The following is a 22,187-nucleotide window of genomic DNA, read 5'->3' as shown; positions in this document are numbered from 1 at the left end:
TACCAAGCCCCTACTGCAACAGACGAGATCCGGCGGGACATTGAATCTCTGTAGAATCGGCTGAAGGTGGAATTGGCATTGGCGGCGGTGAGGTTGCAGGTTTCTCACTCTGACAAATTCCAGAGACTGTTGTCTCAAACCCATCAACGGTAGTGACAAATACCGCACCAATATAGCTAGGAAGTCCCTCATCTTTGGGATATGCCGTAATCGCGACACTCTCAGCCCGATCGCGGGATGGCATGATTTCATAAGTATATAAGGACGTTTCTAGGTTTGTGGCAATTTCTAGCTGTTCGAGGGTATTGGCAAATTGACGATTTTCTAGATAATACACCTGCTGGGCGCGATTTAAGAGGCTGATGTACTGCATCGGAATCGCTTGGCTGGATCGGTTGGCGCTGGTTTCCAACTCAATCACAGAAATATCTTCGGGTACGGTGGTATCATCCGATGTCTTTGCCAAGAGTAACGCCGTATCACTAAACGCCGTGGGTCGAGGTTGTCCCGGCGTAACATCTTTAAATTCTAAGCGCAGCTTCCCCTCTGGGGTTAACTCAAAAATAGTTAAGGCGATTTCATCCGGAGTGAGTGCCATATCCAGGTGCATCGGTTGAGTCGCCGTCTGAATTTGGTAGTCTACCTGGATTGCCACAGCCGACCCATCTTGAGCGGGTAAGATAAAAAATAATTGGTTATCGGGGGCAAAAATTAACTGGATGGATTCCCCCGATGCTGGATCAGTGGCTTGCCATTCTCCGATTAATTGCTGGGTAACCGCATCCGTTGGCGATCGCATCTCAGATGCTGGGGATGGATTATCCGGTTCAGATTGCGCTTGCGAAGGGACGCCACTACAGACAAGCAGGGCGAAAAGAACGAATATCAAACGCGATCGGCACAACTCAAGCAATAGAGAAACAGGATTCATCATAGCCATCCAACCCAGCTAACTGATTGGATTGTAACAATGACGAATGACGAATGACGAATGACATAAGACGAATGACACTTACGTCGCCACCCATCCCGAAAACACCCAGCCACCATTAGCCAGTCGTATCCAATTCCCCGCCGTCTGATCCGTAGTTGCGATCGCAGCGCCATCGGTTACAGTATCCACAACCCGATAGCCTAAACCGGGACCCGATCGCACATTCAAGGGACTCCCATTCGTCGTCACCACGGCGGTATCCCTTGCTGGAGTTGCACCGCCACCTTCACCCCCAATCCAGCGAGAAGAGACCCAGTTGCCATTTGCCAGTTGAGACCAGCCATCAACCCTACGACCACTGAGGCTAACGGTTCGGTTATCGGCGACCGTACCCACCACACGATACCCCAAACCGGGACCCGATCGCACGTTCAGAGGATTGTTATTGGTGTTGACAACGGCTGTATTCGTCACGGGAGTCTCACCTCCCCCATCCCCATCTTCGCCATATAAGGCGGTTAACGTCGTCGGTCCAGCAATCCCATCCGGTGTCAATCCCTCAGACGCCTGAACCGTTCTCACAGCCGCTTCGGTGAGGCGACCATAATAGCCAGTGACGGGTCCGTTATAAACCCCAACCTCTTGCAATCGATTTTGCAGATTGGTTACGGCTGTCCCCGTACTACCAGGGCGCAAGACAGCGGATGGAACATCACTATCGTCATTCTCAGCTTCACCTTGTACCCAGCGAGAAGCGACCCAGTTGCCATTGCTGAGTTGAGACCAGCCATCGGCATCAAGACCACTGAGATTAATGGTAGTGCCATTGGCGAGAGTGCTAACCACGCCATACCCTAAACCGGGACCCGATCGCACATTTAGGGGACTACCATTCGTATCAACCACAGCCGCCCAAGCGCTACTGGTTACGCTTAAGGAAGACAGTGCGATCGCCAATGCTAGTCCCTGAATCCAGGCTAAACTCGGTGGTTTCCAGTAAACCTCTGACTCCCAGACAAACCCATCAGCACTCGGTTGGGAGTGGGGAGTCATGTCATCGGCTTGGGCAGAGAAATGGGTATAGGCTAGGGTTTCCATGAAAATACCTCACTGTTCGTTTATCGCAGTGATGAACCTTTGAGATCGTCATTCGTCATTCGTCCTTCGTCATTCGTCCTTTGTAAGGGTTTGAGGCTTGTTGACAAAATTTAGTAGAGTATCTTTTGTCCGACTACCTACAGAATTAGTTGGGGATAGCAAAACGACGACGGCTGGGTTCATCTAATATAATTTTATAATTTTCTTTTCTAGTAGTATTATTAAGGATAATTAAGTGGACTAACTTCCCTCAAAAGAAAGATTTCAGTAGTTGGACAAAATTGCGGGAATCGTCATTTGTCTTATGTCCTTTGTCATACGTAAAGTCGGGGCGGGTGTAGGGTGCGTTAGCGTTCGCGAAGCGTTCCCGTTCGCGCAGCGTTCCCGAAGGGTAGGGTAGCGTAACGCACCATTTCCAACGATAATAGTGAAACTGGAACGTCTCTACAACCCTTATTTATTTGTCGTCGGAGGGGAATGAAGATTATAGTAACGGTTAGCTCCTCTGTATAGTACGCATTCTTATTCTTATGGCTACTGCCACTTGGACTCGCCGCCATGTCCTTTCCCTGGAAGATTTTACATCGGCTGAATACGATACCCTCTTACAAACCGCCGCTAGCTGTCGGGAAGTTCTCTCTCGGCGCACCAAAAAAGTCCCGGCTTTGCAAGGTCAGGTGGTGGCGAATATGTTTTTTGAACCCTCAACCCGCACCCGCAGTAGTTTTGAACTCGCCGCTAAACGGTTGAGTGCGGATACCCTCAACTTTGCACCAGGAACCTCTTCTTTGACCAAGGGAGAAACGATTCTCGACACCGCAAAAACTTATTTGGCAATGGGAGCTGATATGATGGTGATTCGCCATCGAGAAGCAGGAGTCCCCCATGCGATCGCGACTGAAATGGATCGCCTCGAGACGAATGTCGGTATCTTGAATGCAGGCGATGGTCAACATGAACATCCCTCTCAGGCGTTGCTGGATTTATTTACAATTACCTCTCTATTAGATTTTGAGTATCCTCGCCTGAAACTCTTGGCAGACAAAAAAATTGCCATTGTTGGGGATATCGTCCATTCACGGGTTGCCCGTTCTAATATTTGGAGTCTAACCGCCAGTGGCGCTGAGGTTCATTTAGCCGGTCCACCCACATTAGTTCCCCAGGAGTTTGCTGAATATGTCCAGGGAACTGGAGAGCAGAGGAAGCCGGGGAAGCCGGGGAAGCCGGGGGAGAATTTTTCCCAATCGCCAATCCCCAATCGGCGGCTATTCTTGCATTGGAATGTTGAACCTGCGCTGAAAGATGCCGATTTTGTCATGACCTTACGGTTGCAAAAAGAACGCATGACAGCCCATCTATTACCCAGTTTGCGAGAATATCATCAACGGTATGGAATTACACGCGATCGCTTAAAACTTTGCCACCCTGGAGTCAAAATTCTCCACCCCGGACCCGTCAATCGCGGTGTGGAAATTAGTTCCGAGTTAATGGATGATCCGGAATTCAGTTTAATTTCTCAACAGGTTACCAGTGGTGTGGCGGTACGCATGGCGCTGCTTTATCTGATGGGGAGTGGGAAGTCTTGATAGTTGTCATTCGTCTTATGTCCTTTGTCCTTTGTGAATGAGGGGTGTCCTACGAATGCGATCGTATCTTTTCTGGATAGAACAAACCTATACATCGAGGGCTTGTAGGGGCGACCCGCTTGCATCAATTAACAACACCAATCCGTTCAATGGGGTCGGGTCGCCCTTTACTCAATCGGGGATATTAGGGTTCATTGATCAGTATAATCGAGTTGCGATCGCGTGATATCAAATAATTTCCCATTAAGAAGTTGATACTGATCACTCAAAGGTTGTCCCATACACAAAACAGACCATTTGAATAGAGTTCTTAGAGATTTACAGGTATCCGGACAAGACAAAATATGTTCGACATTAAGTCGCTGAAGTATCTTCCCGCCATGTTTCTTTTCCTTGAAATTAGGATATAGATCTCCAAGATAATTTTTAGGATGACGAATATCTTCCACATCCCCTTGATAATCGGCTAAAGATGTTCTGCTTCTGTTTCGCCTGTAACCAGCAATCCGAATTGAAAATAACGATATTTTTGACTATCCGTATTAGGTCTACTACTCATCACCTCTCCTCCTCAAACGGAGACTTACTTTGAGGTGCAATCATCTCAGCCATATACAGCGAACCCGTAGCATAGTCTTCCAGTAAATCTTGGATAGCTTCTATCTCACTAACCCGTTTCATTACGGTTTTTCCTTGCTGATCCAGTTCTGCGGCTAATATATTTGTTGGCTCAAACTGACTGATCAAAACAGGAGAATGCGTAGCAATAAAAACTTGCTTATTCCATTCTTTGGTCGCCAATTTTACTGCTTTAGCTAAAACCGCTAACGCCCAAGGATGAAGGGATAGTTCCGGTTCATCCAGTAAAATTAACGAATATCGGCTCAACTCTTCAGAAAACAAGGCGGTGAGATTAATCAGCATCTGAAGATGACCATCGGATACCCCTGATGCTCGAATTAAACCTTGACGCCTTTCATCCAAAAAATTAGTATAAACTGTATATCGACCTGTTTGCTCAAAGGTTAAACCATTGAACGATGGAAAACTTTCTTTCATGAAATGAATAATCGTGTCATATCGGTCATCAACCACTCGCCGATCATGTAAATTTCGCAAGACTGACCATAAATTTTCACACCGATCCTGTAATCTATCGCCATAATCGGATTCCGAACCCAATCGTTTCAGTTTAAATAGAGACGCAGAACGGGAGTCATAGCGACGGACAAGGCGCAGTAAGTTTTCAATATCAGCCGCCGTTGATGCACTGTCTTCCCAGTCTACATACCGCGTTAAAGCTAGTTTTTCGGGATCTTTGAGAGAAATGTATTGGGATTGTCCTCGTCCAACCTGATAAAACGACGCCTTATCACTTCCTATTTTGCGGTCAATTAAACAAATATTGTCATCAGTTGTATACAACTGTTCTCCCACAAAGGGTTCTATCCTCCCCGATGAATAACCAAACGTAATTTGATAGGTAGCGGAGTGAGTTTGAATAGTAATCGATATCGTTTCTCCATCCTCAGCACCATCCCAAAGTAAACCAATTCCATGATCTCTATCAGAAGCCGCTAAGGACACTCCCCGAATTGCACAGTCTCGAACAAACCAGATTGTATCTAGAAACGTTGATTTTCCTGATCCATTGGGTCCAAATAAAACGTTGAGGGGATTGGTGGTAATGGGAACATTCGCCAGACAGCGAAAATTGTTGATTTGGAGATTGACCAATGAATTAGACATAATCAGTTTTTGCCTCTATACAGACGTTCCACCCTGTTCAAGGGAACCGAGAATCAGGTAATCGCTTGTTGACTGTGCTTGTCAAACAGGTGAAACTGAGACCGATCAAACACCACACTAATTGATTGTCCCACAGTCATGCGCGATCGCGGATCGACTCTGGCAATAAATTCGTGATTGCTTAGCGTCGTTAAATAGACAATGATTTCATTCCCCATCATTTCCGTAACGGATACTGTCGCTTTGATAGAAGCTGGACGAATATCTGGGGGAATATAGTCAGGATCATGAATATTTTCTGGGCGAATGCCAAAGATCACCTCTTCCCCGGCATAATGTTGATAAAATAGGGCTTTGTCTGGAGGTATATGGAGTTCAAATGAGTCGGTTTTTACATACAAATTATCCTCTTTGCTGATTAATTTAGCCTCAAAAAAATTCATCGCTGGGGAGCCAATAAAACCCGCGACAAAGACATTATTCGGATAATTGTACAGCTTTTCTGGGGTATCAATTTGCTGCAAGACGCCATGATTCATCACCGCAATCCGGCTTCCCATGGTCATCGCTTCCACTTGATCATGGGTGACATAAATAAATGTAGTGCCTAATTCGTTATGCAATTTATTAATTTCTGCCCGCGCTTGTACCCGTAATTTCGCATCTAAATTAGATAATGGTTCATCCATTAAAAATACAGCCGGATTACGCACAATAGCGCGACCCACCGCCACTCGCTGGCGCTGTCCTCCGGAGAGTTCTTTGGGTTTGCGGTAGAGTAAATGGTCAATTCCTAATTGCTTAGCGGCACTTTCAACACGGGTTTTAACTTCGCCTTTTCGCTTCCCTTGTAACTCCAGGCTAAATGCCATATTTTCATAGACAGACATGTGAGGATAGAGGGCATAAGATTGGAAAACCATGGCAATATCCCGGTCTTTGGGCGGAATCTCATTGACTCGCTTATCGCCAATATAAATACTGCCTTGGGTGATATCCTCAAGTCCCGCCAGCATCCGTAGGGAGGTGGTTTTTCCGCAGCCAGATGGACCAACAAAGACGAGAAATTCACCATCGTCAATGGTTAGGTTTAAATCATTGACTGCGATAAAATCATTAAATTGTTTGTTGACGCCTTCAAAAATAACACTAGCCATTTTAGAACCTGAATTGGGAATTTAGCTGTAGAGACCCCCTTGTATGCTATTATAAATGATGATTTGATAAAAAATGTACAGGGGTTTACACTAATTCTCGATATATCGCTGTTTCTATCAATCTATCGTAGCTATAGCTAACTCCATCATTTTCGTATACGATAGAGTCAGTTTTGTGTAAGGTTACGGGTATGGCTTCAGTGGACAATCAACAACCAAACATCATCCGTACAGAACGTGGACTAACCATTTCAGGTACACGCATCACAATCTACGATGTGATGGACTATCTAACGGCTCAATATCCACCAAAGTTTATCCGGGCGCTGTTTGATCTTACAGATGAGCAAATTAATGCTGCCTTATCCTATATTGAGGCAAATCGCTCTGATGTTGAAGCAGAGTATCAAATTGTCCTAAAACAGGCTGAAGAAAATCGACAGTATTGGCAGGAGCGCAATCGTAAACACGCTAAACGTGTTGCCACAATACCACCAGAACTAGGTCGAGAAACTCTTTGGATAAAACTTCAACAGCAGAAAGCTAGACATCAACTAGAAGCATGATTTTTCTTATTGATCACAATTTGGGGGGACATGCAGAAATTATATTAGGAAATATTGCCAGTCAAGGTTGGTTGGAGTTACTTCCGATTCGCTTTGTTAGCTTCAAAGAAATGAATCTATCGATTGATAGCAATGATCAAGTAAATAATCGCTTATTTTGATAGGATAAAACTGATATCAGATATTACCCCTTAACCGAACCTGCCAAAATTCCCCGGACAAAATACCGTTGCAGGGCAAAAAACACAATCAGGGGTACAATCATCGTGACAAACGCCCCGGCTGTTAGCAAATGCCACGCTTCGCCGCGAGATCCCACCAACGTGGTTAAGCGCATAGTTAATGGGGCGACATCCGGTGTTCCGCCCAGATAGACTAAGGCGACTAATAAATCATTCCATACCCATAAAAATTGAAACACGGCAAAGGAGGCGATCGCGGGCAGGGAAAGGGGTACAATTAAGCGTGTAAATGTGGTCAAATGCGACGCCCCATCCACCGCCGCCGCTTCGATTAAATCCTTGGGTAGGGAACCGATATAATTCCGGAGTAAATAAATCCCTAAGGGCATTCCATACCCCGTATGGGCTAACCATACACCCAAAAACGAACCCGATAATCCAAAATGATTATAGGATCGCAATACCGGAATTAGCGTCATCTGTAAGGGAACAACCAGCAACGCCACGACTAAAATAAATAACACCTGACGCCCCGGAAACCGCATCCAAGAAAATGCATAAGCCGCAAACGTGGCGATAGCAATGGGAATAACAGTAGCGGGAATGGCAATGGTAAAGCTATTTAGAAACGCTTGTCCCATTCCTTCCGCTGTCAAAACATCGATATAATTTCCTAACTGATATTGGGTGAAATCAAAGGGATGTTGAAACACCATCCACCAGCCACTCTCTAACAAATCATTCTTGGGGCGTAGAGAACTAATCAATAAGCCAACGGTGGGTAATGTCCAAATTAAGGAAATGACGATTAAACTCAGGTGAACCGGAAGGCTATTGAAGGCATTTCGTAACTGATGAGACAGATGTTTCACAGAATTCGATTTACGGCGACGTTTAGATTTCATCGACTTGCCTCTTGCTGACGGAAGCGGCGGATATTCACAACCATGATTGGTATAATTACCAGTAATAAGATAACCGCGATCGCACTCCCCCTGCCATAGTCGCGATAGTTAAACATTTCTTTAATCATCCGCGAAGCAATTACTTCGGTACCTTGATTCCCCGCCGTCATCACAAAGACAATATCAAACACCTTAAGCACCATAATCACCACCGTTGTTGTCACCACCGCTAAGGTGGAACGAATCATCGGGATGGTAATCCGCCAGAAAATTTTCACCTCACTCGCCCCATCCATGCGGGCGGCTTCGATAATATCTTTGGGAATCCCTTTAACGGCGGCGGAAAGTAACACCAGACAGAAACCCGTTTGCAACCATATCATAATCGCAATCAGGGCAAAATTGTTAATCGAACGTTCCACTAACCAGCCCACGGGTTCAAATCCCAGGCTAGTTACGATACCATTGAGTAAACCAATTTGCGCTGCTCCGGCTGGACGAAAGGCATAAACAAACCGCCAAATCACACTCGCGCCGACAAAGGAAATTGCCATGGGTAGAAAGATTAGCGACTTGGCGAGGGGTTCATAGCGTACCTTATCCATGAGTACCGCCAGAATCAAGCCAAACCCGACACTAAACCCAGTAACTAGAACCAGCCATAACAGGTTATTGCGAAACGCCACCAGCATCGCCTCACTGGTAAACGCAAACTGGTAATTCTCCAAGCCGACAAAATTCTGCGATCGCCGATCCAGAAAACTGATGTAAATTGTATTCAGCGTCGGTAGAATTAAGTACGCCGTCAGCACCAGCAGGGCGGGGGCGAGATAAATCCAAGGCAGAATTCGCGATCGCCATTTATGAGGTAAGGTGTTGGCTAGGTAATTCATGGCATAAAATATGCCAAGTACACCGCCACAGCCAATAATTACGGCGATAATTACACTGAGAATTTTATTGAAAACTGACATAAGAGTTTACTTTGACTGGAGAAAACCGATACCGATTAATTCTGTTGCCATAATCTATGATAATCGGTCTATTCTATCCGTCTGTGCTAAGTAGGGTGGGCATTGCCCACCAAATATACCGTAGCATTGCCCACCAGCCTTAAATCAGTAACATTCATCCTAACTTGCACGCTTAATGGTTAAAAAGTCGTCATGCAGTAGCTGTGCTAAGGTTGGGACTGTCAATTCTGCTGGTTGACAGTCTTGTAAAATAGTCATATCCTCGTGACTCTCTAAGCATTAAACCGATGACTCACACCAAATCTGTTCGTCCTCGTCGTCAAGGCAGAATATTTCCGGAATATACGATACCCCCAGAGGAGTTAGCCAGACGGGAAGCTCAAAAAAATGTCCGGATAAAGCGCTATCGAGAGATTTTCGCTCAAGTCAGTCCTCAACTCATCCAAGATCATTACAACTGGTTTATGATTATTGAGCCAAACAGTGGGGATTATTTTATTGATCCGGATGAAGACGTAGCGATGCAAAAAGCGCGTCAAAAATACCCAAGCGGTATGGTGGGAATCATGCGCCTTAACGAAACCGGAACTTGTGGCAAGATATGATTTCAGGCAAGTTTGGTGAGATTGGTGAACTGATCTTTGAAATTGATTTAGTTGGCGTTGATGCAGAACGATACCCCATTGATGTGTTACTAGATACAGGCTTTACAACGGGCTACTTAGTGCTTGATGCTCAAGATGTGCAAAGTTTGGGTTGGTCGATGATTGAAGGTGAACGTGCGATGGGAATGGTACAAGGGGAGGATTTTTTTGATGTATATGAAGGCAGGGTTTTTCTAGATGAAAGGGAATATATTATTCCCGTGTTAGCTGGATCAGGTATATCCGAACCGCTACTCGGTTTACAGTGGTTGAAGATGCTACCATTGGCGGTGAATTTTGCAGCCGAAATGTTGACGCTGGGGTGAATAGGGAAACGCGATCGCATTTGCAGCAAATGAAGCAGCTATGAGTGCTTGTAGGGGCGGGTTTAGCCTTTAAATTCGCACATCACCGACAATATTAATTGCAAAACCCGCCCTTCTATCAAGTCCGTCAATTAACCCTAATAGTGATGCTGTCACAGCAAGGGTTTCATTCTTTTTTATTAGGAGTGATTTGCCGGACATATTATTACCCAAAAGTTGTGCTTTCCAAGAAGCAAATCCACAAAACACGCGGCGCAACCTTGGAAGGGCGCACGTCGGGGGAAGGGCGCACGTCAGTGCGCCCCTACGGGGCTTCCATGGCAAAATTCCTGTATCGAGACTTTTGTCGGCAGTTTTTTAATGGATAATGTGTAATCCTAAAAAAGGACAACTCTACGGCGATAGCCGCTCCATCTTTCCTTGAAAACAGGAAATAAAATAGATATAAAAAGCGATTGAAGAAAGGAGTATAGTTATTAAAAATCGATAAAAATTGAGTATAAAAGAGCAAAGGGTTGATCAGCGCGATCGCACTGTTTCCGTCAATGCAGAAAGCAGCGATAATAATTAATACCAAATCCGGATTAGCTACCCCCGTTATAATCCAGTCCGCGCAGGCGGACTTTGTTTGTGTAGCAGCGATTTCAATCGCCTCCACTTGCTAACCGGGAGCCATACATCAGTTCATTGTAAGTAGGGTATAAGCTTAGGAAATAAATCGCCAGTTCTATCAAATCGGGAAGCATCAGTTGTATACAGGATGGAATCGGACAAACCCATTAAGATAGAAAGACATGGCACACCTGCAAAGCAAGCGAGTAACGAATGACTTCAACTCTGCTCAAAACTCCACCTCTAAATGCCCCAACTATTGAGACATTACCAAATGGTCTAACCATTGTGGCAGAACAGATGCCTGTCGATGCGGTTAACCTGAATGTCTGGGTGAATGTGGGTTCCGCCGTTGAACCTGACCCAATTAACGGGATGGCGCATTTTCTCGAACACATGGTTTTTAAGGGAACACCGCGCCTGAACAGTGGCGAGTTTGAGCGGCTGATTGAAGAATGTGGTGCGGTGACTAACGCCGCAACCAGTCATGATTACACCCACTATTACATCACCACAGCCCCCAAAGATTTCGCCCAACTCGCACCCTTGCAACTGGATGTGGTGTTAAATCCCCTGATTCCTGATGACGCCTTTGAACGGGAACGGCTAGTGGTGTTAGAAGAAATTCGGCGTTCGGAAGATAGTCCCCGTCGCCGCACCTTTCGGCGGGCGTTAGAAACCAGCTTTGACTACCTCCCCTATCGTCGCCCGGTACTCGGACCGACTTCTGTGATTGAAAGCTTAACCTCTCAGCAGATGCGGGATTTTCATAACACCTGGTATCAACCCAAAACCATGACAGCCGTCGCCGTGGGCAATTTACCGGTGGAGGAGTTGATTGACACAGTGGTGCAGGGATTTGCCAAAGCTGAGGTTAAGGGTGACTCTGACTATACTTCGCGACTCACGTATAAGCCAGAAGCGCCGTTTCCCGACATTGTGCGCCAAGAGTATGTAGATTCGACATTACAGCAAGCGCGATTGGTCATGGTTTGGCGAGTACCGGGATTAAAACAGTTGGAGAGTACCTATCCATTAGACGTTTTAGCCGCTATTTTAGGACAGGGGCGGATGTCACGGTTGGTGCGAGATTTGCGCGAAGATCGTAAACTGGTGACTCATATTGGGGTGAGTAATATGACTCAACAGTTACAGGGGATATTTTATATTTCCGCCCAGCTTCCGACAGAGAACTTAGACATTGTGGAAGCGGCGATTGGGGAACATATTCGTCAGCTACAAACGGAATGTGTCGCGGCGGCGGATATTGCCCGTATTCGTACCCAGGTGGCGAATCGCTTTACCTTTAGTAATGAGAAACCGAGCGATCGCACCAGTCTATATGGCTATTATCACTCCCAATTAGGGGATTTAACCCCAGCCTTAAATTATCCGGCTTGCATTCAAGCGGTCAAGGCTCACGATATTCAACAGGCTGCCCAAGATTATCTGGCAACGGATGCCTATGGTATTGTGACGATGAAACCAGCGTGAAGAGACCGCGAAGAGATAATTAAGATAATAGGGCACGGCAATGCTCATCCGTGTCAACTTAAGGCGAAAACTAATGCTGACAAGGTTTTAAGCCGTGTCTATCTACTCCTTGACATTTTCCCCCTCATCCCCTAACCCCAACTCCGGACCCTGGGGAGAAGGGGAACCAGATTATCTTGCTCCCTTCTTGCTCCCCTCTCCCAAGCTTGGGAGAGGGGCTGGGGGAGAGGGGTTGAGCTTAAGTTGACACCAATGGGCAATGCTGTGCCCCTACCACAATTTAGGGATAATTAATGAAACCTCTAAGTAATCGCACTAAAATCGTTGCTACCATTGGTCCTGCGAGTCATTCACCGGACATCCTTAAGCAAATGGTGCAAGTGGGCATGAATGTGGCACGGTTGAACTTCTCCCATGGTAGCTACGATGACCATGCTCACACCATTTCTTTGCTACGCTCTATTGAAGAGGACTTAGATACACCGATTACCTTACTCCAAGACTTACAAGGACCAAAAATTCGAGTCGGGAAACTGCCCGATGCAGGACTTAACTTGGTTCAAGGAGAATCCATTTCCTTAGTTCCCGTTTCTGAATTCAATCATCAACCGAAAACGGTGGCTATCGACTATCCCCACCTGGCTCAAGAAGCGGAACCTGGAGTGCAGATTCTCCTAGATGATGGACTCTTAGAACTGCGGGTTGAGGACATTGACGGCAATACCGTTAAATGTCAAGTCGTCGAAGGGGGGATACTCAAAAGCCGTAAAGGGGTGAATTTGCCCGGATTGAGCCTAAATCGCTTACCCTCAATGACAGATAAAGACCAACAAGATTTAGAATTTGGCATTGCTCAAGGGGTTGACTGGGTATCCTTAAGCTTTGTTCGTTCGGCAGAAGATATCCGTACTCTCAAAGGATTTCTCCAGCAACACAATGCCTCATCCCTACCCGTGATTGCCAAAATCGAAAAACCTCAAGCGATCGCGAACTTAGAAGCCATTATCAATGAAAGTGATGGAATCATGGTAGCACGGGGCGATTTGGGTGTAGAAATGAGTCCGGAAAAAGTGCCGTTTCTGCAAAAGAAAATTATTCGGATTTGTAACCAAAAGGGGCTTCCAGTAATCACAGCCACCCAAATGCTCGATAGTATGATTAATAATCCCCGTCCAACTCGTGCTGAAGCCAGTGATGTGGCGAATGCAATTATCGATGGCACCGATGCGGTGATGCTGTCTGGGGAGTCAGCCGTGGGTAAATATCCACTTAAAGCTGTGACCATGCTAGCCCGTATTGCTACGGATGTGGAACCGGAAATTAAGTTTGTTAATTATCCCCCAGCCGCAACCAATGAAGCCAATGCCCTCAGTGAAGCGCTGAACACGATTGATAAAATTCTGGATTTGCGCTGTATTGCGGCTTTCACCAGTACCGGTCACACCGCCAAATTAGCCGCCGCTGAGCGTCCAGGAGTCCCTGTTATTGCTCTGACGCCTAATCGGAAAGTTTACCACAATTTGAATTTGGTTTGGGGGGTAAAACCATTGTTACTCGAGCAAGAAGTTGAGTCCTTTGAAGAGTTAGTCAATCAAGCCCAAACTCAGTTACTCAAACGGAATTTAGTGGTAGAAGGAGATAAAATTTTAATTATCGCTGGGATTCCGACAAAAGTCTCAGGCGGGACTAATTTGCTCAAGATTCACACGATTAGCACTGAATCTTAAATCTGGCTTAACTACGGTTAGCCCCTTGGGTAACGCTTGCGCTCTACCCAACCTACTTGAACTGATACCAAGTTGCAGTCTAATGTAGAACTTTCTTTTTCCCCAATCTCCCCATCTCCCTCTCACCCCCTCGATTCAGCAACCCCTACGGATTAATAGTCTAGACGCCGTGTTCTTGATAATCTTCAGAGGACTTGGGATCTAATTCCCAACGCTGCTCATCCCGTCGTTCTAGCTTATTGGTGACTTGCACCGGTTCTTTTTGAGCGCCTTCGACACCAACGGCTCGCTCCATCTCTTGGGTCACATTTTGATCGGGCGTCGGTGTTAAACCGCCAACGGCTTCCTCACCGCCTACTTTTGCCTGGTAGCGGTTGGCATCAACATCGCTCGTGGTGGGTTCACCGCTTGCCATACGGGTTCTTGATTCTTCAATCAGTCTACCATCAGCCGTGTCGCGATCGCTGAGTCCCTCATAAGTCGGTTCAATCTCGTGGGTTTCCTGAGGTTTGTCTGATTCTGATACAGGGTTGGACTGAGATTGGTTAATGTTTTCAGGTTCCATATTGTCTTTTATATTACTATCTGCACTCACAGCTTAGCCTTTTGCAGGCACATCAGTTTATTACCCCAGAGCGAATCCTATTTTATTTCTTTTGAGGGATGACATCTGTGTGAGTCATTCCTAAGCTGAAAATGCTTATCAATACTACCTGTTTAGCCCGTAGAATTTTCGTGGCTGAAAGAATACCCCAGAAAAATTCTACCTTCGATCCAGTAATAAAGTCGTTAACAATTCCAATGATGATAACCGATAATACACCCAAAAAAGTTGCCATTCTGATCGATCAGAAGTTTGAAGATTCCGAGTTTCAAATTCCTGATCAAGCGCTGCAACAAGCGGGGGCGCAGGTTGTGGTGCTGGGTTCGCGCATGAATGACACCTATCAGGGGAAACAAGGCAAAGTTTCGATTAAACCGGATGGTACAGTAACCGAAACCCGTCCCGACACCTTTGATGCGGTGATTATCCCCGGTGGGATGGCACCGGATACGATGCGAAATAATCCCAATGCTGTCCAATTTGTACAGAAAGCAATGGAGTTGAATAAACTCGTTGCGGCAGTTTGTCATGGTCCCCAAGTGTTAATTGAAGGGGATTTACTTCAGGGTAAAAATGCGACCGGATTTCTCTCGATTCGCAAGGATATGACCAACGCTGGGGCTAACTATGTGGATGAACCCTTAGTCGTGGATGGGAATCTGATTACCTCTCGTCAACCTGGTGATTTGGCAATCTTTACCACGGCAATTCTCACCCGCTTGGGGTTAGGGATTCCGGATCAAGCCTTACCCGATGAAACGGATATGACGGCTCAATGGTGGCAATTGGCAGAAGCTTGGGGAGGAAGTAGCAAGCTTGATATTGTGAATGGATTGAATACTGCCTTAGCTGGGGAACGATATGGGCGAAAAGTGTTTGAGTATTATGCCCAAAAAGCCTCTGATTTAGAGTTGCGATCGCTACTGCAAGAAATCATCGAAAATAAGCAGCATCATATTATCATGCTGGAGAATCGCTTAAGAGATTTGCAGGCGTTTGAATCGATTCCGGAAGTGGCGACAGATGCCTATGCTGCCTTACAAAATTGGCTGCAACCTAACGATAGTTTATCAATTTTACGCCATGCATTGGGTGACATTCAAACGGGTGTTGTCGATGCTTATAATCTGCGGAAACAATTCACAGATCCCACGTCAACGGTGCTGTTTACTCAGATTGAAGAGGAGTTGGCAGACTATGAACAGCGTTTAGCCAGCCTGTATCACAATCGTCTGGGAGAACAAGAAGCTACGCCTGCTGAACCTACTACCCTGGCGGCGGTTGGAGGTTAAGAATTGGTGATTTGTTTGGGTTAGCCGAAATACGCTAACCCGCTCAACTCTTATCTTGTCTCCCTTGTCTGAAAAAATGGATTGACTAAAAATAATCATACGTTACTTTTTGTAAGGTTTCTAACCATGGAGAGAAAGTTTCTGATCATCGGAGAAGCGATCGCGCATAAATTTGCCAAAAAACGCGGGTTAAGGAATAAAGAAACCCAGACAATCCGCTAATACCGAGTTGCGCTCTTTCCGTAGTAGATAGGAAAAGCTGGGGAAGCTGGGGGAGCCGGGGGCGCTGGCGAAGCTGGGAAAGCTGGGGGAGAGAACGTTATATCTTTGAATGCCACTTGGTATAACAAAGGTTATCATCTATAGCTATACTAAAATCCCTCAACCCGCCCCTACACAATCAACACTTTTCCTTCAATTGCTGACGTATGCTTTGTAACGCCACCTTCACCTGTTCATAGTCCTGATCGATTTGTGTTAATAGATGAGTCGTTAACGTCAGTGGATTATCGGTTTCATCTTCAATGTCTATCGTTTCTAACTGCTTACAAAGTTCAGAAAGGTGAATTGCACCAACCGTACCACTGGTAGATTTGAGACTGTGAGCCGCCTGTTGACAAGTGGTTAGCGTCTCAGGTGACAATGTATTTGTTTTCTGTGAATCCAGTGCTTGGTTCATCACCCCCAACAACTGAGCGCCTTCGTCCAAAAAACTATCAATCACTTGGATTAAGACTTGATCATCTTTGACCATATCGCACAGTTGTTGAAAAGCGTGGTTATCAATCACATCATGTCCGTCTAAACCGTTATTATTGTCTTGTACCTTGCTCCCTTGCTCCTGGGCTTGGAGCCTCTGCTCTCTGGCTTCTGCCTTCTGGAAACTCCGAGTCTCTTGTACCTTTTTTGGCACTCCCTGCAACGATCGCACTAGTTCCTCGACCCGAATCGGCTTGCTGATATAATCGTTCATACCTGCTTGCAAACAGGTTTCGCGATCGCCTCGCATAGCATTAGCCGTCATCGCTATAATATGAGGACGGTTTTCCGGTGACCATTCCTGGCAAATGCGCTGAGTCGCTATCAAACCATCCATTTCCGGCATTTGCACATCCATCAATACCACATCATAAGACTGGCGGTGCAATGCTTCGAGGACTTCTAAGCCATTGGCGGCTACATCCGCCCGATACCCCATGCGGCTGAGAATATGCAATCCCACTTGCTGGTTAACCACATTATCCTCCGCCAACAGAATCCGCAACGGTAGAGTTGAACCCATATACGGATCAATCGTCGGTGAAATCTCACAGGTTGACCGCACTTTCACCGGTTGACCGACTAATACATCCATCAACACATTGTAGAGTTGAGACTGCTTAATCGGCTTAGTCAGAAACGCCGCAAACTTGGCTTCATCTAGTTGACCACTGTTTTCTGGCTTGCCGATTGAGGTTAACATAACCAAGGGAATCTCTTGACCATCTGGCTGTTGGCGTATGTGTGAGGCAAGATTAACCCCATCCATTCCCGGCATGTGCATATCCAGAATCGCTAAGTCAAATGTCTCCCCTTGCTGTAGCCAGTCTAATGCCTGATCACCCGACTCAGCCGCACGGGTCAGCACCCCCCACGATTGACCTTGTAGAGTTAAAATGCGGCGATTAGTGGCATTATCATCCACAATTAACATCCGCTTGCCTTCAAGCTGAGGTTGCCGGAGATCCAAATTACCGAGATTATCAATGTGGCAGACAGGGGCAACAATCGTGAAGTAAAAGATTGAACCCTTACCCACTTCACTTTCTACCCAAATTCTACCCCCCATCATTTCACTTAATCGCTTAGATATCACTAACCCTAATCCTGTGCCCCCATAGTGGCGACTGGTGGAGGAATCGACTTGACTAAAGGCTTTAAATAAACGATCTAAGCGATCCGGAGGAATACCAATCCCTGTATCTTTAACTGCAAACAAAATTTCATACTGTTGTTCCTTATAATTTGGGTGAGAAAGGTGGTCTAATGACTGGGGACTTATCCGCTTAGAGGAAACCGAAACCGTCACTTCTCCCTTATGGGTAAACTTGAGGGCATTACTGAGTAAATTAACCAGAATTTGCCGCAGTCGGGTAATATCGCCGCGAATTGTGTTGGGGGTGTGAGGATCAAACAGATACGCCAGTTCTATGCCTTTTTCTGCGGCTTTTGGCGTTAGCAGATCTAGAGATTCTTCAATACAGGTTCGCAGATTAAACGGTTGTTCCTCCAACTCCAGTTTGCCGGACTCAATTTTGGAGAAGTCGAGGATATCATTAATAATCGTCAGCAGGGCTTCACCACTGTTGCGGATTGTTTCGGCAAATTCGGCTTGTTCATGACTCAGTTGGGTATCCAACAGCAGTCCCGTCATGCCAATTACCGCATTCATCGGCGTGCGAATTTCATGACTCATGGTTGCCAGAAAATCACTTTTGGCGCGGTTGGCGGCTTCGGCGATCTGTTTGGCTTTTTCCATCGCCACGTTTTGTTCGGATAATTGCTGGCGTTGGTGCTTTTCTTGTTCCAGGAGTTGGGCTTGGGCAAGGGCAATCCCTACTTGATCGGCAACGGCTTCAAGTAATTCAATTTCATCATTACTCCATTGACGAAACTGATCGCACTGATGTAGACAAATCACCCCATTGGGTTTTTCCTTATACGAGGTGCGAACGACTAACATAGATTTCAGGTTTACCTCGTCACACATTCCCGTGGCATTTTGTAACAAAGGATCGTCGTAAACATTGTTAGAGGCGATCGCGCGATCGGCGGCTAATACCTGTTGAATATGAAGATTTTGGTCAACGGGAATCTTGACGTTGAGGATAGAGGAGTAACCCCGTTCTAAATATTCGGCGACAAAAGGGATTTGGGGAGTGGGCGAGGCAATATAGGTGTGAATGACGCAACGGTTAACGCGAAAGGCTTGACCAATTTGAGTGGCGGTGGTTTGAAAAATTTGTTGGGCGTCTAAACTTTGGCGAATGTCTTGGGTGATTTGTTTTAGCAGTAATGAGCGCTGGAGTTGCTGTTGTAATGCGGTTTCTGCTTGTTGGCGTTCGCTTAAATCGGCTTGGGCTTGTTGATAGAGTTCCGACTGCTGTACCGCAATGGCAACTTGCGTGGCGAGTTGTACCAGTAATTCTGTCTCTTGGGGCTGCCAATGTCGAGGAAGATTACAATGGTGGGCAATCAGTAAACCCCACAATTTTTGTCCTTGTATAATCGGTACGACTAAATTTGCCCTCACCTGTAAATCGGCAAGAAAGTTACGATAACAGGACTCTAGGTTAGCCGTATGGATATCCTCCAAGGTGTGAATATCACCCTGTTGGTAACGCACCGCTGACTTCTCGCCAAAGCAGGGATCAAAAATCGTGCGTCCCAATACCGATAACTCTTTCACGGCTACAGACTCGACTTCTACCACACCACTCCAGTCGGGATTGAAACGGTAAATTAACACCCGATCCGTTTGTAGGAAGTGCCGCACCTCCGTTACTGTCGTGTTCAGAATTTCGGTTAAGTGTAACGATTGACGAATGCGGCGAGCGATCGCACCTACTAATCGTTCTCGTTCGGCTTGCTGTCGGAGGGCGGTTTCCGCCTGTTTGCGTTCAATTAGTTCCGTGGATAACTGCTGATACAATTCAGACTGTTGAATCGCGATCGCGACTTGGGTGGCTAATTGCTGAAGCAGATCAATATCAACGGTTTGCCAATGTCGAGGATGATGACAATGGTGGGCAATCAGTAATCCCCACAATTTTTGTCCCTGTAGAATCGGGACGACTAAATTTGCCCTGACGTTAAGATCGGCTAAAAAGTCTCGATAACAGGTTAAAATATCCGATGTGTGAATATCTTCCAAGGTATGAATATAACCCTGTTGGTAACGCACTGCCGACTTTTCTCCAAAGCAGGGGTCATAAATCGTTTGTCCCAACACCGATAACGTGTCTGATTCCACCGACTCCACGGCGACGACGCCACTCCAATCGGGATTGAAGCGATAAATTAACACCCGATCCGTTTGCAGGAACTGTCGCACTTCAGTCACCGTGGTATGGAGAATATCCTCCAACTGCAACGACTGGTGAATCCGCAGCGCGATCGCTCGAATTAATCGCTCCCGTTCGGCTTGTTGCTGCGACGTAGTTTCCGAGTGCAAGCGTTCAGTTACATCTTGAATTAAGGCTAAGATATGAGTCTGATTCTCTGAGGTTTCAATTCTGGATGTGGAGATCGATAAAATACGGTGGCTACCATCCGCCCGAACGATGTCCCATTTCTCTGCGACTAAATCCTCCCCACGTTGCATCTGAGCAATTCGCTTGACGGCTTGGCTGCGTTGTTTCGGATCGGGATAGAATGTCTGATACCAGCCTCGACGGTTAATTTCCTCAACGGTATACCCGGTAATCTCCACCATCTGCTGATTCCAAACTGTGAAGCGGATATAGGGATACGTCTCAATACTATGGCAGACACAGACACCTTCTCCCATCCGTTCGATCAGTTGGGTTTTAAAGGAATATTCAGCTTGTAAAGTTGCCTCGGCTTGTTTGCGATCGGTAATATCGGTATGAGTCCCTACCATGCGGATCACTCGACCTGCGGCATCTTTTTGATGAATTGCCCGGGACAAAATATAAACCGTTGAGCCGTTTTTATGATGGAAGCGTTGGACGGTTTGGAAACGAGAAACCTTACCACTGTTATAATCTTCAATCAGTTTTAAGGCGGCAATCCGATCCTCCTCAAAAATCACCTTTTCCCAAGACGCCAATTCATTCGGCAATTCCCAATCGGCGTAACCCAGCATTTCTTTCCATCGGGGAGAGAAATAAATGTCCCCAGTAATCATATTCCAGTCCCAAAATCCATCCTGGGAGGCGCGGAGGATTAATTCCAGCCGTTCTGTCGCGGTTTTGACGATATGGGCAACCTGAGGCGGCTCAATTGCATGATCGCCGGGAGTTTCCACTAATGAAGAGGAGGGAAGACAACGGGATGCTGAAGGGGCTTGTGTCAACTCACTAAATTCCGTTTGCCAGTCTTTGCCGTTCAATGTGGGATTGCTGGCTATTGTCTGAATCAACTGCAAACGCTGATGGCTTGTTTCCAACGTCGTTTCGGCTTGGCTTAAGTCATTCAGGGTTTGCTGAAGTTGGTTGGCTTGTTGATTAATTGTTTGTTGTAATTGCTCAACTTGATTCAGCAGCGCCAGAGGATTCAGCGCTTTTATGATGTCCTTTGCGGTGAAAATGCCGAGAAGATTTTCCGGAGATTGGTAAACTAATTGAGGGATTTGCCCGACTTGCCGCATCTGTTCGAGTCCCTGCTTTATGGAATCATCCGGATGGAGACTCAACAGCGGTTTTTTTACCACCATAGACACGGGTGTTTTTGACAAGTCAAGTCCAAATACACAGAGCTGTAAACAGTGGATCAAATCCTGTTCTGTAATTAATCCTACAGGTATGGAATGGGCTGAAACTGAGGATAATGGCGACGCGATCGCACTCTTTTGAAATGGTCTCCCATTGGTTTCATCCCCGATTCCCCTTTCCTGAATCAATACAGCACAAGTTTCCTGAGTCTTAATCAGCTGTTGTGCCACGTCCAGAATAGAAGTAGTCAACGGAACTTGCAGCACCGAAGTTGTCATTCTCGCTGCCACTGATTGCGACTGGAGTAAATTTAGTTCAGGTAAGGCTTGACAAATACTATTTTCTGTGATTAATCCAATAAGTTTACCTGTCTCATCCAAAACCGGGAGATAATCAATCGAATAGCTCTCGAAAAGGGATAATGCAGTAAACAGATGACAGGACTCACAGAGGGTTAACGTAATCGGCGATCGCACCATCACATCAGCCACCTGAGTGTCCTGAAAATCCACCCTAGCAAGCATCAGCTTAATCAAGTCTCGTGTGGAGACTATCCCGATCAACGCCGAGTTTTCGGTCACTAAAACGCAGCGATGGGAAGGTTCTGGTTCTCTGGCAATTTGCCCAGACTGATAGCCCGACAAGGATTGTCCTTGATTTAACAGAGCGATCGCTTCGACTAGAGTTGCTTCAGCCTCAATCGTGAGGGGATGATAGTCAATAAAATGCTCTAAAGCAGGTAAGGTAATGGCGGTGGTGTCAGGCTGCATAATAATTGGGTAGGGCGCAGGCTGTAGCTGGAACAAACAAACTCCAAGGCTGTAAAGTTGATGTTATATACTTTTTCTCTCTCCTCTTGATTAACTGTAGGGCTATTTCCGTCACACTGCCCTAGAAGCAGA

General features: G+C 46.2%; 18 protein-coding genes. 9 read left to right on the top strand and 9 right to left on the bottom strand.

The window, feature by feature from the left end:
* Positions 1–10: 10 nt before the first annotated feature.
* Positions 11–940, bottom strand: coding sequence for a type IV pilin-like G/H family protein (locus RIB93_RS11205; protein WP_446372863.1), 930 nt, complete (start codon positions 938–940; stop codon positions 11–13).
* A 72-nt stretch (positions 941–1,012) separates the two neighbouring features.
* Entirely contained in the window at positions 1,013–2,032 is a 1,020-nt protein-coding gene (locus RIB93_RS11200; protein ID WP_446372862.1) for an SH3 domain-containing protein, read from the bottom strand.
* A 530-nt stretch (positions 2,033–2,562) separates the two neighbouring features.
* Here RIB93_RS11200 and RIB93_RS11195 point away from each other — a divergent pair.
* Positions 2,563–3,618: an aspartate carbamoyltransferase catalytic subunit gene (locus tag RIB93_RS11195; protein WP_446372861.1), complete on the top strand. Its 1,056-nt coding sequence runs from the start codon at positions 2,563–2,565 to the stop codon at positions 3,616–3,618.
* A gap of 191 nt (positions 3,619–3,809) precedes the next feature.
* On the opposite strand, the gene RIB93_RS11190 is transcribed toward RIB93_RS11195, so the two are convergent.
* From RIB93_RS11190 to RIB93_RS11180, 3 genes are all read right to left on the bottom strand, one after another.
* Complete coding sequence (locus RIB93_RS11190) at positions 3,810–4,067, bottom strand: hypothetical protein (RefSeq protein WP_446372860.1); 258 nt, start codon at positions 4,065–4,067, stop codon at positions 3,810–3,812.
* A gap of 109 nt (positions 4,068–4,176) precedes the next feature.
* Positions 4,177–5,367, bottom strand: coding sequence for an AAA family ATPase (locus RIB93_RS11185; protein WP_446372859.1), 1,191 nt, complete (start codon positions 5,365–5,367; stop codon positions 4,177–4,179).
* A gap of 53 nt (positions 5,368–5,420) precedes the next feature.
* Positions 5,421–6,524 carry an ABC transporter ATP-binding protein gene (locus RIB93_RS11180; protein WP_446372858.1) on the bottom strand — a complete coding sequence of 368 codons (1,104 nt, stop codon included), beginning with the start codon at positions 6,522–6,524 and terminating at the stop codon, positions 5,421–5,423.
* A 191-nt stretch (positions 6,525–6,715) separates the two neighbouring features.
* Between RIB93_RS11180 and RIB93_RS11175 the strand changes: the two genes are divergently transcribed.
* Together RIB93_RS11175 and RIB93_RS11170 are read left to right on the top strand one after the other, a co-directional pair.
* Entirely contained in the window at positions 6,716–7,090 is a 375-nt protein-coding gene (locus tag RIB93_RS11175; protein ID WP_446372857.1) for a DUF433 domain-containing protein, read from the top strand.
* Positions 7,087–7,251: a hypothetical protein gene (locus RIB93_RS11170; protein ID WP_446372856.1), complete on the top strand. Its 165-nt coding sequence runs from the start codon at positions 7,087–7,089 to the stop codon at positions 7,249–7,251. The genes RIB93_RS11175 and RIB93_RS11170 overlap by 4 nt, the downstream gene beginning before the upstream one ends.
* Positions 7,252–7,274: 23 nt before the next feature.
* Here the strand turns inward: RIB93_RS11170 and RIB93_RS11165 are convergent, their stop codons facing one another.
* Entirely contained in the window at positions 7,275–8,177 is a 903-nt protein-coding gene (locus RIB93_RS11165; RefSeq protein WP_446372855.1) for a carbohydrate ABC transporter permease, read from the bottom strand.
* A complete protein-coding gene (locus RIB93_RS11160) occupies positions 8,174–9,151 on the bottom strand; it encodes a carbohydrate ABC transporter permease (RefSeq protein WP_446372854.1) in 978 nt (325 codons plus the stop codon). Before RIB93_RS11160 ends, RIB93_RS11165 begins: the two co-directional genes overlap by 4 nt.
* Positions 9,152–9,438: 287 nt before the next feature.
* Between RIB93_RS11160 and RIB93_RS11155 the strand changes: the two genes are divergently transcribed.
* The 5 genes from RIB93_RS11155 to pyk all read left to right on the top strand — a co-directional run bounded on the left by RIB93_RS11155 (position 9,439) and on the right by pyk (position 13,954).
* Positions 9,439–9,756 carry a hypothetical protein gene (locus tag RIB93_RS11155; RefSeq protein WP_446372853.1) on the top strand — a complete coding sequence of 106 codons (318 nt, stop codon included), beginning with the start codon at positions 9,439–9,441 and terminating at the stop codon, positions 9,754–9,756.
* Positions 9,753–10,121, top strand: a complete 369-nt coding sequence (locus tag RIB93_RS11150; protein ID WP_446372852.1) for an aspartyl protease — start codon at positions 9,753–9,755, stop codon at positions 10,119–10,121. Before RIB93_RS11155 ends, RIB93_RS11150 begins: the two co-directional genes overlap by 4 nt.
* Before the next feature lie 98 nt (positions 10,122–10,219).
* Positions 10,220–10,489: a hypothetical protein gene (locus RIB93_RS11145; RefSeq protein WP_446372851.1), complete on the top strand. Its 270-nt coding sequence runs from the start codon at positions 10,220–10,222 to the stop codon at positions 10,487–10,489.
* 457 nt (positions 10,490–10,946) lie between these two features.
* Positions 10,947–12,227 (top strand): M16 family metallopeptidase, encoded by a 1,281-nt coding sequence (locus RIB93_RS11140; protein WP_446372850.1) that lies wholly within the window; start codon positions 10,947–10,949, stop codon positions 12,225–12,227.
* A gap of 293 nt (positions 12,228–12,520) precedes the next feature.
* Positions 12,521–13,954 (top strand): pyruvate kinase, encoded by a 1,434-nt coding sequence (gene pyk / locus RIB93_RS11135; RefSeq protein ID WP_446372849.1) that lies wholly within the window; start codon positions 12,521–12,523, stop codon positions 13,952–13,954.
* Positions 13,955–14,114: 160 nt separating this feature from the next.
* Here pyk and RIB93_RS11130 read toward each other — a convergent pair whose 3' ends face one another.
* The gene (locus RIB93_RS11130) at positions 14,115–14,519 is read right to left on the bottom strand and encodes a DUF6335 family protein (protein WP_446372848.1); all 405 of its coding nucleotides are present in this window, start codon (positions 14,517–14,519) and stop codon (positions 14,115–14,117) included.
* 236 nt (positions 14,520–14,755) lie between these two features.
* Here RIB93_RS11130 and RIB93_RS11125 point away from each other — a divergent pair, with 236 nt between their 5' ends.
* Entirely contained in the window at positions 14,756–15,850 is a 1,095-nt protein-coding gene (locus RIB93_RS11125) for a DJ-1/PfpI/YhbO family deglycase/protease (protein WP_446372847.1), read from the top strand.
* A gap of 400 nt (positions 15,851–16,250) precedes the next feature.
* Here the strand turns inward: RIB93_RS11125 and RIB93_RS11120 are convergent, their stop codons facing one another.
* The gene (locus RIB93_RS11120; protein WP_446372846.1) at positions 16,251–22,055 is read right to left on the bottom strand and encodes a GAF domain-containing protein; all 5,805 of its coding nucleotides are present in this window, start codon (positions 22,053–22,055) and stop codon (positions 16,251–16,253) included.
* Positions 22,056–22,187: the final 132 nt, after the last annotated feature.

The organism is Coleofasciculus sp. D1-CHI-01 (genome assembly GCF_040218875.1).
Lineage (GTDB): Bacteria > Cyanobacteriota > Cyanobacteriia > Cyanobacteriales > Coleofasciculaceae > Coleofasciculus.
Note: the sequence above shows the minus strand (reverse complement) of the source record. Positions and strands in the feature narration are given on the sequence as shown.

What these genes read in the sequence shown, in the direction of transcription:
- RIB93_RS11205 (WP_446372863.1), bottom strand. Translation starts at nt 940, where the DNA reads ATGGCTATGATGAATCCTGTTTCTCTATTGCTTGAGTTGTGCCGATCG.
- RIB93_RS11175 (WP_446372857.1), top strand. Translation starts at nt 6,716, where the DNA reads ATGGCTTCAGTGGACAATCAACAACCAAACATCATCCGTACAGAACGT.
- RIB93_RS11130 (WP_446372848.1), bottom strand. Translation starts at nt 14,519, where the DNA reads ATGGAACCTGAAAACATTAACCAATCTCAGTCCAACCCTGTATCAGAA.
- RIB93_RS11200 (WP_446372862.1), bottom strand. Translation starts at nt 2,032, where the DNA reads ATGGAAACCCTAGCCTATACCCATTTCTCTGCCCAAGCCGATGACATG.
- RIB93_RS11150 (WP_446372852.1), top strand. Translation starts at nt 9,753, where the DNA reads ATGATTTCAGGCAAGTTTGGTGAGATTGGTGAACTGATCTTTGAAATT.
- RIB93_RS11125 (WP_446372847.1), top strand. Translation starts at nt 14,756, where the DNA reads ATGATGATAACCGATAATACACCCAAAAAAGTTGCCATTCTGATCGAT.
- RIB93_RS11155 (WP_446372853.1), top strand. Translation starts at nt 9,439, where the DNA reads ATGACTCACACCAAATCTGTTCGTCCTCGTCGTCAAGGCAGAATATTT.
- pyk (WP_446372849.1), top strand. Translation starts at nt 12,521, where the DNA reads ATGAAACCTCTAAGTAATCGCACTAAAATCGTTGCTACCATTGGTCCT.
- RIB93_RS11160 (WP_446372854.1), bottom strand. Translation starts at nt 9,151, where the DNA reads ATGTCAGTTTTCAATAAAATTCTCAGTGTAATTATCGCCGTAATTATT.
- RIB93_RS11185 (WP_446372859.1), bottom strand. Translation starts at nt 5,367, where the DNA reads ATGTCTAATTCATTGGTCAATCTCCAAATCAACAATTTTCGCTGTCTG.
- RIB93_RS11140 (WP_446372850.1), top strand. Translation starts at nt 10,947, where the DNA reads ATGACTTCAACTCTGCTCAAAACTCCACCTCTAAATGCCCCAACTATT.
- RIB93_RS11170 (WP_446372856.1), top strand. Translation starts at nt 7,087, where the DNA reads ATGATTTTTCTTATTGATCACAATTTGGGGGGACATGCAGAAATTATA.
- RIB93_RS11180 (WP_446372858.1), bottom strand. Translation starts at nt 6,524, where the DNA reads ATGGCTAGTGTTATTTTTGAAGGCGTCAACAAACAATTTAATGATTTT.
- RIB93_RS11120 (WP_446372846.1), bottom strand. Translation starts at nt 22,055, where the DNA reads ATGCAGCCTGACACCACCGCCATTACCTTACCTGCTTTAGAGCATTTT.
- RIB93_RS11165 (WP_446372855.1), bottom strand. Translation starts at nt 8,177, where the DNA reads ATGAAATCTAAACGTCGCCGTAAATCGAATTCTGTGAAACATCTGTCT.
- RIB93_RS11195 (WP_446372861.1), top strand. Translation starts at nt 2,563, where the DNA reads ATGGCTACTGCCACTTGGACTCGCCGCCATGTCCTTTCCCTGGAAGAT.